Genomic DNA, 13799 nt, shown 5'->3' on the forward strand with positions numbered 1-13799 from the left:
ACATTGGGTGTGGCGCACAGGACAGGCGAGCAAGGCGTCCGGTACGCGCTCGCATCATTCCCCCACGGACGCTGCCGCATGCATTGGATGTTGTTGTTCTCGTTGTTGCTGTTGCTTTGGTTGTTGGTCGCCTCCCCACGTCTGGCGTGGTTGAAGGCTGGCCTGCTGTCGTTGCTGTTGCTGCTGCTTAGCGCCTGGGGTCTGGTCGACCGGCTCAGTGGCGACGGCATCAATGCCGCAACGCTGTACCACTTGCGCGCCGACATGGACGGCGCCGGGGTCAGCGATTTTTCCGGCTACATCGCCGTGTTCATCGGCATGGTGCTGCTGTCGCTCAGCCCGCTGGTATTGCTCAAGGTGCGGCGTTTCCGTCGCCCGCGCGGTGGTGGCGCGGTGTTCGCTGCGTTCGTGACGATGTTGCTGGTCAGCATCGCGGTCAGCCCGCTGTATCGCGATGGCAAGCGCCTGTACTACCAGTTGCGCCCGGTGGATTACGCCACCGTGGTGCCGGAATATCTGGTACCGCAGCAGCCGTTGCAGAAGCGCAAGAACATCGTGTGGATCTACGGCGAAAGTCTGGAACGCACCTACTTCGACGAAGACGTGTTTCCCGGCCTGATGCCGAACCTGCGAGCGCTGGCGACCGAAGCGGTGGACGTACGCAACCTCACCTCCACCGAAGGCAGCGGCTGGACCATTGCCGGCATGGTCGCCTCGATGTGCGGCGTGCCGCTGACCACCGCGCCCGGCGATGAAAACAGCATGGGCCGCATGGGCCTGTTCCTGCCGGAGGCGCGCTGCCTGGGCGACTATCTCAAGGATCAGGGCTACCGCAATCACTACGTCGGTGGTGCCGATGCCAGCTTTGCCGGCAAGGGCAGTTTTCTGTCCAGCCATGGTTTCGATGTGGTGCACGACGTCAGCTACTTCCGCGACAAGGGCGTGGCGCCGAAACACTTTTCCGCCTGGGGCGTGCACGACGATGTGCTGCTGGACGATGCCTGGGACAGCTTCCAGACGCTGTCGCGCGCCGGCCAGCCGTTCATGCTCACCACGCTGACCATGGACACCCACCATCCTGCCGGCCACTTGCCACTGGCGTGCAAAGGCCAGCACTACGACAGCGCGCTGGGCGACATCGGTTTGTTGCATGCGATCAAGTGCAGCGATCGGTTGATCGGCGAGCTGGTCGCGCGCATTCGCAACAGCCGCTACGGCAAGAACACCATCATCGTGATCGCCTCCGATCACCTGGCGATGCCCAACGATCTCAGCGATGTACTCGCCAAGCAGAAGCGCGAAAACCTGCTGCTGTTCCTGGGCAAGGACATCGCGCCGCAGCAAGTGGTCACGCGCGCCGGCAGCACACTGGATTCGGGTGCAACGCTGCTGCAATTGCTGGAACCGGGCATGCGCACGCTGGGCTTCGGCCGTTCGCTGCTGGCCAGCGATGCGCCACCCAGCGCCAGCGTCGCGGCCAGTCGCGACAGCGGCAAGGACTACCCGCGCTATCTCGCCTACGCACGCACGCTATGGACCGGGCGCAGCACACGCATGCTGCGCATCAACGGCAATGGCGATGTGGTGGTGGGCGTGCAGCAGGTACGCCCGCCGGTGCTGCTGGAATACGACGAGGACACCAATCTGAAAACGGTGTATCTGGAAAACACTTCGCGCCAGTTCGATCGCACGCATACCGAAGGCACGCTGGCGTATGTGGACCGCTGCACGGCATTCGAAGACGGCTCGGCCGACGGCGATTGGTGCGCGCTGGTGGTCGACCGCCAGCAGAGCATGAAGCTGTATCGGGACCCGGACCTAACCCGTGGCATTGCTGTCGATGCGCCATTGGATGCCAGCCAGCAAGGCCCGCGCCCGCGCGTGCGCCAGCCGATCATGTTGACCCAGACCGCGCGCAAGACCGAGGCCGGCCGCTACATGCTCGAGCTGTACGCTAAACGCCGGCCCACGCGTGCATTCTGGGTGGAAGCGGTGTCGTCCGAACGCAAGGTGGTGCTGGCCCAGCAATGGGTGGTGCCCGATGCGGCGGGACGCATCCGCATGCCGGTAGGCCTGGAACATGCGGTGGAGGACCTGGAAATCCGCGCCTGGCTGGATTACACCGAAGACGTCAGCGTGGACGATCTGGCACTGGTCAAGGAAACACCTGTCGCAGACCGCTCCTGAGTTGCGGCGCTGTGCGGCAAACGTGTGCCGCTGTTGATCGACAAGACCGAGGCCGGCCGCTACATGCTGGAGCTGTACGCTAAACGCCGGCCCACGCGTGCATTCTGGGTGGAAGCAGTGTCGTCCGAGCGTAAGGTGGTGCTGGCCCAGCAATGGGTGGTGCCCGATGCGGCGGGACGCATCCGCATGCCGGTGGGCCTGGAACATGCGGTGGAGGACCTGGAAATCCGTGCATGGCTGGATTACACCGAAGACGTCAGCGTGGACGATCTGGCGCTGGTCAAGGAAACACCTGTCGCAGACCGCTCCTGAGTTGCGGCGCTGTGCGGCAAACGTGTGCTGCTGTTGATCGATGCGGCATGTACCTCGCGTACATGTCGGTCTGAGTGCGCCGTCCACACCCATGTGCCCATTGCTCGCGACGTTTTTGTCAGCCACCTGAAGACCATGAGATTTAGGTTGTCCTGGATTGGATGGACAGCGCGGATAGATCACTTGTAGAGCGGTTGATCTGTGACTTCGCTGCAGGGCCCTTGCCCGCCCACCATCGCGGGACACGCCGCAAGTACGTCCGTGTAGGCTCTTACGCGGCATCCATGCCGCGTAAGGTCCCGCGACGGTAGGCGGGCAAGGACCAGTCAAGATGCTCGGTGCGCATGGTTGCAAGCAGGGCATGACGTGCTTCTAATTCGCCAGCTATCGTGTTCTGCGAACCATGCCAGCAAGCCTACGCAACTTGCGAGGCGGCCAGCTTTTTATCCGGCTACCCGACTAACGTCCTGGTGCGGTGCCCTCACCGATTGCGGGACCGTGTGGCGGCATGGATGCCGCCACCGAGCCTCCAGGGATGGATTCACGGCGTGTCCCGCGAGCGGTGAGGGCACCGCACACTCGACTCGACTCGACTAACCAAGCTCTTGACCTGATCGTTTGACTGTACCCAAACAACGCGAAGCCTCGACATCCCGGTTATTTTGGAGCAGTTGGACAGTGCGGATAGATCAGTCGTACAGCAGCTGATCTACGACGCGGCTACGGGTCCCATCCCCGCACACTGCGTGCACTCGCAGGCTCAGTCTTCCGATGCAGGCGTGCCATCGCCTGCATCGCGCGCCACCGCCGCGCCCGCACGGCTGAAACGAATCTCCTGCGGCGATTGCAGCGCAATGCCCACGGTTTCCATCCGCTGCAGCAGCGCAAAGAACAACTCGCTGCGTACGCCATATGCATCGCGCGGGCTGCGGACATAGGCGAACGAATTGAAGTTGACGTGGCCGCCGGCCAGCGAATCGATGAACACCGCCGGCGCCGGCTCGGCCAACACCTTGGTGTGCCCGGCGAACAGTTCCAGCAACATGTCGCGCACCTTGGCCACCTCTGCTTCCAGCGGCACCGAGAACTGCAGCTGCACCCGGCCCATCGGGTTGGACAGCGTCATGTTGCGTACGCTCTTGGTGATCAATTCCGAATTGGGCACGATCAAGGTGGAGCGGTCGCCTACTTGAATTTCGGTGGCGCGCACGCTGATCTTGCGCACATCGCCCTCCTGGTCACCAATGCGCACCCAATCGCCGATCTTCACCGGCCGCTCGGCCAGCAGAATCAAGCCAGACACAAAGTTCTGCGTGATCGCCTGCAAGCCGAAACCGATGCCTACCGACAATGCGCTCAACACCAGCGCGAGTCGCTTCAAATCCAGGCCCAGTGCGGTCAGGCCCCAGATCGCCACGATCAACCAGCCCAGATAGCGCGCCACCGTACTGATGGAGTTGCGCGCACCGTCATCGAGCTCGGTCTTGGGCAGATAGGTGTTGAGCAGCCACTGCTGCACCACGTGCACCAGCCCCATGCCGAGCAGGAACACGCACAGCGCCCTGAACACATCGCTGGGGGTGATCACCAGTTCCTTGCCAATGGGGATGCCGTGGGTAATGTTCTCCGCCCAGCCAGTCACTACATTGATATTGGCTCCATAAGGCGTCAGTAGCACTGCGATGCCCAACAGCACCAGCAGCACCCGCGTCGCTGCGGACATCAGCAGCCCCAGCTGGACCAGGCGTCCGCTACCGATGCTCAGCGCATGCGACAGCGCGCGGCTGAAACGGCCGTCCGGATTGAACATCCAGCTCATCAGATCGTCGGCAAACACCACCAGCAAACCGAGCAGGCTGCAGATCAGGGTGATCCAGATGATCTGCCGCTCCACGAACAAGGCCAGATTGAGGTAGCCGAACAAGGCTGATATCAGGGCGAAGATCACCGCCAGATGGCCCAGCAGCCGAATCAGCACGATGAAGCCGCCGCCCCGCGACACCACCGGCGTTGGCGCATCGCTGTCGGGATCGACCGCGCCCGCAGTCGCCGCCTGCGCCCGCAACGACAGGCTCAGGCCGGCCAGCGCCGACAGGATCAACCCCGCATACAACAACGCGGCGACCGCATCGGTGGCGGTGGTCAGCGCAGGGCTGCTGCCTGCGGCTTCACTGATCTTTGCGGCCATGCCGCTGAGCCAGATGACCGCGGCGGTAGCCAGGCAATGCACGCGCAGGCGGTCGACGGTGGCATCGTCCAGCGGAAACAAGCGCCAGCTGGGTTGGTGCTTCATCAACAGGCTTGCACTGAGCGAACCGACGAAGGCGGCCACCAGACTGACGGCGACAAACCCGGTCAGCAGTTGATCCAGATCGTCCGGCAGCTCGCCGAGCGCGCGGATGCCTTCAACCAGCACGAACGCCGCAATCCCAAGGCTCAGCGTACCGACCAGCAAGAACCACAGTGCCAGCCCGGAGCGTCGCAGGCGTCCGCCGGGCGCACGCGAGGCTGCGTAACGGCGCCCCAGGTGGCGCAGGAAGATCCGCATCGGGAGTGCCAGCAGCAACGCGATCACGGCGGCGGTGATCAGCCCGCCCACGCCATTGGCTGCAGTTCCCGCCTGCACCATCTGCACCGTCTTGGCGGAAAGCGCCTGCAGACGGGCACGATCGTCGGGCCATTGCTGTGCGATCTGGTTCCACAATGTCGGCGACAGCGGCGAGGCGACACGCGTGGAGAGCTGCACGCTGAAGCGTTGCACCCGTTCGCGTTCGAGCCGATCGGCCAGGTCCTTGGCATTGGAGACCAGCAGCGTGGCGCGCTTGAACTCGGCATCCAGCCGATCGCGCTGCTTGGTCAGCGACTGGCGCTGCTCGCGCAAGTCGGTCGGTTCGTTCTTTTGAGCGACGCCCAGCCCCTCCAGCCGCACGTTGAGTTCCTTCAGCGGCGGCTCCAGCGTGCGTACCAGATCCTGCGCCTGCCGCTGCGCGCCGGTGACGTCGTCGGTCAGCTTGCCGAGCTGGTCCTTATCGGCCTTGTCCATGCCAGTGTCGGCCTGGCTCAGCACCTTCTGCATGCTGTCCAGCTGGGTCTGCGCGTTCTCCAGCAGCGTGTCGTCGTCCTGCGCCACTGCGGCGCCTACGCACACCATCCATAACGCAGCCAGCAACAGCACACGCCGCAACACGCCGCGATGGGCACCCAGAGCAAATCGGAATTGAGACACAGGCAGGCATTGGACAAGCGCGGACTACCGCAGTGACGGCATCTTAATCCACTGCTTCGGGTACAGCCGATCGCTGCTGCCGTGAGGATTCAGTCTGGCAGAGCTCGCCAGTGTGGACTGGCAATCCGCGATTGGCGGTTCGTGCGCGACAGCCGCGGCACAGCTGGCAGCCGCAGGGGGATGGACGCCCCACCCATTCCGACCTGCGCATGAACGCGGTGCAGCTTGTCACCTCGCGGCAACGGTGCGCTGTCGCAGAATCGAGTCACCGCTACGGCAGACGCAGCGGATGACCGCGAAGGAGACACTCTATGCAGATTCAGATCCAGACCGACAAGCACGTGCCGCATGACCCCTCTGTCGTGCAGCATGTCGAGAAGACCTGCTCCGCCCAGCTGGCGCATTTCGCCAACGACATCACCCGCGTCGAAGTGCATTTGCGCGATGAAAACGGTCAACGCGGCGGCGCGGCGGATCGAACCTGCAGCATCGAGGCACACGTCGCCGGCCTGCCGCCGATCGCGGCCACCAATAGCGCCGAAACCACCGCTTCCGCCGTCACCGGCGCCGCGCGCAAGCTGCGTACCGCCATCGAACATGCGCGCGGCAAGCAGCACGCCAAGGCGACCGCGCCGCCGCCGGACATGCTCTGATCAGAGCATCTGAGCTACGGCAGGGCCGCATTGCGCCCCTGCCGTGCCAAACCAAAAAAAACATCGGCCCGCTGCGGTGACACTGCAGCGGGCCGCTTTGCTAAGCGAGGTGGAGCCGCCAGCCGCTGCAGCGGGCTGGCGCTTGGACGCCGTCGTTTGCGGCACTACTTGCTGCAACCATGCGTGATGACCTGCGCTTGCGCAACAACGTGGAATCAACGTTTTGCCGGCTGCCATCCGGCCTCCAAGGCTTCTCTGGAACTGCAGAACATCCGCTCGCCGCGGGCGGTCGCAATGGAGGTGCGTTCGTAGTCGCGCTGACCGGGCATGTGGAAAATCTTTTTCCCCTTGCCAGAGATGTTCCCTTTGATCTTGCAACCCGCGATGACAACAGTCGATGCGTGGGATGACGCCTTCACCGAAGACGCGCGTTTGGCGCGTCGGAAGTCCGATGGCATCTGAAAGGACCCGCTCCAGATGTTGCGCTCCTGTTGCTGGGCAATGCGTTCGTCTGCGACGAAGGAGGTCGCGTATTGACGATACGCCACTGCCCAACCCGAGCGGACCATCCAGCCGTTGAGGGACTGTCCCTGGACGAAGCACTCCGCAACGATCCTTCCATAGCGATCCATGTCGTGCGGTTCACAGCGCACGGTTTTGTCCAGCAGATGGCTATCCAGCGCTGCGGCTGAGCGTCGGCCACACGGCCAGGCGCGCCCGTCCTTGGCTGTGCACTGCTGTGCGCTTTCCGGAGCATCGATGCCCCAAAGACGGATGCGCTTTTGAGCGACGGTGATGGTGTCTCCGTCGGTCACCATCGCGCGGCCGCGGAGCTCTTGTGCGAAAACGGATGAAGCAATCAACGCAAGCGAAAAAAACAACGAACATCTGAACAACATCAACAGCAACTTCCTTCAAGAAATCGGCACGCGCGGTCCTTTCTGCTCGCCTTGTTGGCAACGTTTCAGCCGGTTGGCTGTGTCAGGTCGGCTCCGTCGGCCTGATCGCTGGGCAAGCAATGGATGCGTGCCAAAACGGCCCGCACTGTAGCGGGAAGCGGCTGCGAAAGGGAGCGCGATCCCCATTCCTTGCCGCCAGGCTGACGTTCTTGCGGCCGCCGATGACTACGTAGTCAAGGGCCGGATGTCGAGCAGGCTCAGTGATTGCTGTAGACGCTCGATGAACTAGCCGTGGGCTTCGCTCGGCTTCGGGTTGACCGAAGGGTGGGCCGAGTCATCCCCTTCTGGCGCATGCGCTTCCCACCAACGATGCGTTCGGCGTGACGGCAGTTCGCATCTTCCGCTCTGGGCAAGGTCAAAAAAGGCAAAACTTCAGAAAATTACAGGCGTGGAAGTGTTTTTAGACAAACGCGTTCAGCCAACCTCAGTCAGGCAAAGGCTTCCCATGGCACTGTCGTTTCGTTCGCCGTCCCCCACGCTAATCGCACTTTCCGCTTTGCTGGCAGCGCTCACGGCCTGTGAAAGATCGACGCCGTCGGCGGTCTCCGCGCCGCCCGCAGCAGCAACGCGGCCCGCAGCGGCGCCCGCCATAAGCTGGCATGAGGGGAATGTTGAGGAAGCCCTGGAACAGGCCAAGAAAGCAGGCAAACCCATCATGTTGTATTGGGGCGCAATCTGGTGCCCACCGTGCAACCGGCTCAAAGCCACCACATTCAAGGACCCGGGATTCATCGCGCAGACGCAGCAATTCGTTGCGGTGCATCTGGACGCAGACCTGGAAGAAGCGCAAACCTGGGGCGAACGCTTCGGCGTCAAGGGGTATCCCACTGTTATCTTGCTACGCCCGGATCGCAGCGAAATCACGCGGCTGGTTGGCGACAGCAGTACTGCCGAGCTTGTCGATAGTCTGCGTGTGGCAGCGCAATCCAGCACAAGTACAAAACAGATCCTGGAACGGGCGCTCAAAGCTCCACACACACTCAAGCCTGAGGAGTGGACCCTTCTCGGCAACTACAGCTGGTTACAGGACGACCAGCTGATAGATGCAAAGACTGCACCCGGCGTGCTTGCTGCATTGGCAAAGGCGGCACCGCAGCCGGCCTTGCAGCGTCGCTTCGAGCTGCTGGCAGTGGTCGTCACAAAACAGAAGCCCGTCGCAAGCCAGGCAACATACACGTTGCTGCAAACGATGCTTTCCGACCCGTCGGAAGTCCGGAACAATCTCAATGTACTGGTTCGTGGTGCCGCCACGCTGATTGCTGCGGCGACCGACGATGTGGGCAAACGTGCAGAATTGTCCAAGGAGTTCAATCAGGCGTTGGCGCAGGCCTATGCCGATCCCTCGCTACCGATTGTTGACCGTCTGCGGACTGCGTATGCCGAGATCGACCTTGCACGCCTGGCGCAAGGCCAGCCGGCCAAACCTGAAAGAAATACACCGCCACCTCCGCTGCCCGCAGCAGTCGTCAAGACCGTGCACCAGCGCGTTCAATGGGCGGTGATGGAAGCGAAGACTGATGAAGAGCGTCAATCCACGATTGCAAGTGCTGCCGGCTTGTTGGCTCTGGTGGGCGATAACAAAGGATCTGCTCAATTGATGCAGGCCGAGTTGGCGCGTAGCAAGACACCGTCTTACTACATGCCCTACCTGGGCATACTGGCCGAGCAGCGCGGTGACTCAAAGACTGCGCTGTCATGGTTCAAAAAGGCCTACGATTCGACCGGTAGCCAGGGGACCATCGTGGAGCGGGGCATGACCTATCTGGACGCGCTGATCCGCCTCAGCCCCGATGACGTTACCGGTATCGAGACGCTTGCAACCCGAGTGATCGGGGATCTGACGCGGCAATCCGATGGCTATCTGCAAGAGAACCACGAGCACTTTGAGGAAGTCGGAGCATCGTTGAAGACGTGGAGCAAGCAGAGCCCGGCTGGCGGTGCAGTCCTGACGCGCCTGCGCCAGAAGGCCCAGACAAGTTGCGCGGACAAGAACAAGCCAGCCGCCTGTGCCGGCTGGCTGGGGTGACGCGCGCGGCGTAGATGCGCGGTGTACCTACGCAGGTGGATCCGCATAACAGCTGCTTCACCAGCAGAAACGCAGACAACGTCGCCCCGTCGATCACCGCGTCGTACACGTGATCGCCCACAGCTCATCCGGCGGACCGTGGATGCGCCCTACGCCTACGCCTGCGAACGAAAGCAGTCCCGCCCATCCGCCGCTGAGCCGCTGGTGAGGCGGGCAGGCCGGTCATCGCGCACGGACCTACAGGCAACAAAACCCCATTTCTCGGGGAGTTTTGGATTCTCTTGGATGTCCCTGGAGGGTCCATCTGGTGCGTCCGATCTACCCACCGGAGTTGTGTGCGCTGCGAGCTCACATCCTCTTCCCAGGCCTCAACCGCGGTAGACCAGCTAATGCGTCAAAGGCCCGGAAATCCGGGCCCTTGCTATTCATTATGCTGCTGAGCATTACGAGACAACCGCACAACAACCTTTGTTATCTAGACACGGCCTGTGTCATTCGTGCCTGATCCGGCAGCTAGGAGTGACAGCGACCACTCACCAGATCACCACGCGTTCTTTTTCATCGCGCACCATTGGATCGCCAGCCTTGCACGAGAATGCGGCAGCGAACTGAGGCATATTCGAGGGAGCTGCAAACGCTCTCACCTTGGCAGGGGCATGTGGGTCGGCAGCCAATTGAACCAGCTGCCTTTCCTCACGGGTCAGCCAGCGCCAGTTGCGTGCGAAAGCAAGGAAGAAGCGCTGGTCCTGGGTGTAGCCATCCACCTTCACCGCACGCTCCGGATGCTTACGCAAGTTGGCCTGCAATGCATCGTAGGCCACGTTAAGTCCGCCAAGGTCTGCGATGTTCTCGCCCAAGGTCAGCTTTCCATTGACGTGCAGCTTGGGATGATTTGACAAGGGCACATACCCATCGAATTGCTTGACCAACCCTTCAGCACGCTGCTCGAACGCAGCACGGTCGGCTGGCGCCCACCAATTGGTACCATTGCCCGCGGCATCGAACTGACTTCCCTGGTCATCGAAGCCATGCGTGGCTTCATGGCCCATGAGCGAGCCGACTGAACCATAATTCAGCGCATCATCGGCATTAGGGTCGAAGAACGGAGGCTGGAGGACAGCCGCGGGAAAATTAATAGAGTTGTCACCCGGCGAATAGAAGGCATTGACTGTTTGCGGCGTGGTGACCCAGCGCGTGCGATCGGTGGGCTTGCCAATCTGCATGATGTTGTAGCGGTAGTTGAATTTGGCAGCTGCTTGCACGTTCTGGTAGTAAGCCCCCGGAGTGATCTCAAGCCCCGACCAGTCACGCCACGTGTCCGGGTAGCCGATGCGCGGCAGCATTGACTCCCATTTCTCCAGGGCCTTCGCCTTGGTCGGCCCAGTCATCCATTCGACATGTTCGATACGCATCTTGAGCGCGGCACGGATGTTGTCGACCAAGTCAGCTGCGCGCTGTTTCGCTTCCGGCGTAAACACCTTCGCGACGTAGAGCTGACCAAGCCCCTCCCCCATCGAGTCGTTGACGACGCTCAAGACGCTTTTCCAGCGGGGTTGCTGCTGCGGCTGCCCGGACAGCGCTTTTCCATAGAACGCGAAGTTGTTATCGACAAACGGCTTGCTGAGCTGCATGGATGCAGCATCAATGGCATGGAAGCTCAGATATGCCCGCCACTGGGCTATAGGTGCAGTGGCCAGTTCACGGTCAAATGCTGCGAAAAACCGCGGCTGGGACAATGAGAAGCCCTTCCCCACCTCCACGTCTTGGGTTGCCAAAAACTTCGTCCAGGAAAAGTGGGGAGTTGCCTTGTCCGCCTCGGCAACGCTGACGAAGTGATACATGTTTTTCGGATTGCGCTGATCAACCGGAGCCAGCGACGCTGATGCCAAGCGCGTTTCAAGCGCCAGAACGTCCTTTGCCTGGGTCTTGGCCTCATCTGCGGAGCTACCCGCGAGCTCAAGAGATTTTGCAATGTAGGCGAGATAGGCTGTGCGCACGGCAGCATAGTCGGGAGCGCTGTAGTAGTCCTTGCTTGGAAGCGCCAAGCCCCCCTCGTCCGCGAAGGCAATTTGCATGCTTGCATCATGGAGGTCGGACTGCGCGCTGAACTTGAATACCTGTGCGTCCCCCTCGGCGTGACGCTGCATGATGTAGGAGGCAACATCCTCAGCAGAAGAGAGCGCCGCGATGGCTGCCAACTGGGGATGAATCGGTTGGGTACCAGCTGCCTCGATGGCCGCCTCGTCCATCCCGGAGGCATAAAGCAGCCCGAGCTTCCGAGCGACTGGGTCCGCACGATCACTTGCCTGCTTCGCTGCCTGTTCGACGATTTCACGCTGAGTAGTAAGGCTTTGCTCCATCAACGCGGGAACCGTGCCCCAGTTGCTTCGGTCTGGTGGAATTGGATTCGCCTTTTCCCATTGCCCATTAACGAACCCATAAAAATTCTTGCATGCTTCAGCCGGGGCACCCAGTTCGCTGACGTCAAACGTCGGTTTTGATTCTGCCGGAACCTTCTGGGATTCTGTCCCTGTGACTGGTGTCTGGCTGGATATGCCTTCGTCAGATGACCGTTTGCATCCTGGCAAGGCTGCAAGCAGAGCGAATGCGACTACTGAAGTCTTGGCCAGCATCATTATGTCCATCGAGTTGTATAAAAATATATTCTAGGCCGACGCGGCAGGGCGTGCCCTCAAGCTGAGCTTTGTTGAGGATCTAGTTAAGTTATCTCCATGCGCCAAGACCGTGGAACTAATGCCCACACGCAATCGCAGAAGCGTTCTCCTTGGCTTAGCATCGCTCTTGGACACCCTGCATCAACGGGCAGAGCGCCTACTGGAGAAGGAAAAGTCGGGAAGGATAGACGACCACCCGGAAGGCTTGAGATCGACGAGATAGGCAAAGAACCAAGCTTGTTGTGGCAATTGTTCCGACCAAAAAAATAAAGGCTTAAAGAGCCGTTACTTACTACATGTGAACATCGAGGCGTTAGCACCGGGACCGCCTGTATCGTCTGTTTCTATTAGCACCTATGAATGGGGCAAGCTATGTCCACCCCATTGCTACCGGGCTGACGTTCTTCTTCCGCCCATCAAAGCCCCCACCACCTGACATTTTGCCTACCCCTTCTGGACTTATCTAACACTGTTTTTGGAGAGTCGGCATAAAAATTTGGCAGGACTGAATACCTGGTGTCAGTTGCAGTGATTTTTCCTACATTTGTGTCCGTAAGCCTTCTAGATAGTCTGCCCACGCCTGCATCATCTTTCGGCGCTCAATGAGATGGGCAGTGCGGTTGTACGCCCTGCCACTGGGATCACGCACCGCATGCGCTAGCTGGTGTTCGATGTAGTGGGGGCGGGAGCCAAGCACCTCATCCAGAATCGCACGAGCCATGGCACGGAACCCGTGACCGGTCATCGTCTTGGAATCAAAACCCATCCGCCTCAAGGCAACATTGATGGTGTTATCGCTCATCGGCCTACCTTTTCCATGAAGGCTAGGAAATACGAATCAGGGCCCGCAGCAAAGACGCTACGGCAGTCGGCTCGGTCAAGCTGGCGAAGTTCTGCACCTTTGGAGTCTCTAGCGCCCCAAAAGATCGGAGGCCGGGTCGCGCTCAGCCTTGCCCACTGTGATGGCGTATCGAAACACCGTACTGGCGATACCCCGCGCTCGATGTGCTGTCTCGATGGCACCACGCGTTTCTATCTTGCGCAGGACGGCCAGGAGTTCCGGCTCAGATTTCTCAGCGTATAGGCCTACGGCCCAGATAGGGGTTTAGGTCCTTTTCAACGATCCGGCCATTGCGCTTCATCGTCAGGGCGGAATTCTTCTTGGCATGTAGCTTCAGAAGCTCCGCAGCGACAACCGCAAAGCTGAGCTGGGACCGGTCAACGCCAACCAGCCTGTCGAGCCTTCTCTTCTCCCATGGGTCGATGCCTGACCGAAGGACTTTGCGTGCTTCCAGATGCTGCGCTCGCGCTTCTGCCAGGCTGACCCCTGGGTAGACCCCTAGTGCCAAGCGCTTTTCCTTGCCGCCGAATCGATACTTCCATCGCCAGAGCTTGGCGCCTTTCGGGAAGATCGACGTACAGGCCGCCGCCATCGAACAGCCTTACCGGCTTGGTAGCGGGCTTTGCACTACGTACTGCAGCGTCACTTAGGGGCATGTGGGCATGTGGCATCCGTATACGTGCTGGGGGCTGGTGCCCCCACCTATGTCCCTGATCAGCCTGGATTTCAATGGATCAGGGTTGATGTAGCAGGACCTGCAGACAACAAAAAACCCCCGATTTCTCGGGGGTTTTGGACTTTCTTGGATGTCCCTGGAGGGACCATCTGGTGCGCCCGGAGGGATTCGAACCCCCGACCAATGGCTTCGGAAGCCACTACTCTATCCGGCTGAGCTACGAGCGCCTGGCCGCGCATTATGC

Annotated in this window: 6 protein-coding genes, 1 tRNA gene, 1 other RNA gene and 2 pseudogenes; 5 read left to right on the top strand and 5 right to left on the bottom strand. The window is 60.8% G+C overall.

Translation table 11 applies throughout. The features are described from left to right. Window positions 1–78 precede the first annotated feature (78 nt). From AC1KVG_RS08290 to AC1KVG_RS08300, 3 genes and pseudogenes are all read left to right on the top strand, one after another. Window positions 79–2187, top strand: a complete 2109-nt coding sequence (locus tag AC1KVG_RS08290) for a phosphoglycerol transferase I (RefSeq protein ID WP_180315394.1) — start codon at window positions 79–81, stop codon at window positions 2185–2187. A gap of 42 nt (window positions 2188–2229) precedes the next feature. Beyond that, window positions 2230–2499 (top strand): annotated as a pseudogene (locus AC1KVG_RS08295) (hypothetical protein); the annotation flags it as partial. 47 nt (window positions 2500–2546) lie between these two features. Then, window positions 2547–2623: non-coding RNA, sX9 sRNA (locus AC1KVG_RS08300), on the top strand. Window positions 2624–3259: 636 nt separating this feature from the next. Here AC1KVG_RS08300 and AC1KVG_RS08305 read toward each other — a convergent pair. Next, window positions 3260–5683, bottom strand: coding sequence for a DUF3772 domain-containing protein (locus tag AC1KVG_RS08305; RefSeq protein ID WP_481094116.1), 2424 nt, complete (start codon window positions 5681–5683; stop codon window positions 3260–3262). A 353-nt stretch (window positions 5684–6036) separates the two neighbouring features. On the opposite strand from AC1KVG_RS08305, the gene AC1KVG_RS08310 reads away from it, so the two are divergent. After that, a complete protein-coding gene (locus AC1KVG_RS08310) occupies window positions 6037–6378 on the top strand; it encodes an HPF/RaiA family ribosome-associated protein (protein WP_006451224.1) in 342 nt (113 codons plus the stop codon). A 215-nt stretch (window positions 6379–6593) separates the two neighbouring features. Here the strand turns inward: AC1KVG_RS08310 and AC1KVG_RS08315 are convergent, their stop codons facing one another. Further along, a complete protein-coding gene (locus tag AC1KVG_RS08315; RefSeq protein WP_481094117.1) occupies window positions 6594–7277 on the bottom strand; it encodes a thermonuclease family protein in 684 nt (227 codons plus the stop codon). 505 nt (window positions 7278–7782) lie between these two features. On the opposite strand from AC1KVG_RS08315, the gene AC1KVG_RS08320 reads away from it, so the two are divergent. Then, window positions 7783–9363, top strand: coding sequence for a thioredoxin family protein (locus AC1KVG_RS08320; RefSeq protein ID WP_481094081.1), 1581 nt, complete (start codon window positions 7783–7785; stop codon window positions 9361–9363). Window positions 9364–9896: 533 nt separating this feature from the next. Here the strand turns inward: AC1KVG_RS08320 and AC1KVG_RS08325 are convergent. From AC1KVG_RS08325 to AC1KVG_RS08335, 3 genes and pseudogenes are all read right to left on the bottom strand, one after another. After that, window positions 9897–11999: a M13 family metallopeptidase gene (locus tag AC1KVG_RS08325; RefSeq protein WP_481094082.1), complete on the bottom strand. Its 2103-nt coding sequence runs from the start codon at window positions 11997–11999 to the stop codon at window positions 9897–9899. 577 nt (window positions 12000–12576) lie between these two features. Next, a pseudogene (locus AC1KVG_RS08330) lies at window positions 12577–13535 on the bottom strand (tyrosine-type recombinase/integrase). Window positions 13536–13705: 170 nt separating this feature from the next. Beyond that, window positions 13706–13782, bottom strand: a tRNA-Arg gene (locus AC1KVG_RS08335). Window positions 13783–13799 lie beyond the last annotated feature (17 nt).

Source organism: Xanthomonas sp. NCPPB 3959 (genome assembly GCF_056675575.1).

Bases quoted from the DNA above. Each gene is read 5' to 3' on its own strand.
- AC1KVG_RS08290 (WP_180315394.1), top strand. From the start codon at position 79: ATGCATTGGATGTTGTTGTTCTCGTTGTTGCTGTTGCTTTGGTTGTTG.
- AC1KVG_RS08310 (WP_006451224.1), top strand. From the start codon at position 6,037: ATGCAGATTCAGATCCAGACCGACAAGCACGTGCCGCATGACCCCTCT.
- AC1KVG_RS08315 (WP_481094117.1), bottom strand. From the start codon at position 7,277: ATGTTGTTCAGATGTTCGTTGTTTTTTTCGCTTGCGTTGATTGCTTCA.
- AC1KVG_RS08320 (WP_481094081.1), top strand. From the start codon at position 7,783: ATGGCACTGTCGTTTCGTTCGCCGTCCCCCACGCTAATCGCACTTTCC.
- AC1KVG_RS08325 (WP_481094082.1), bottom strand. From the start codon at position 11,999: ATGATGCTGGCCAAGACTTCAGTAGTCGCATTCGCTCTGCTTGCAGCC.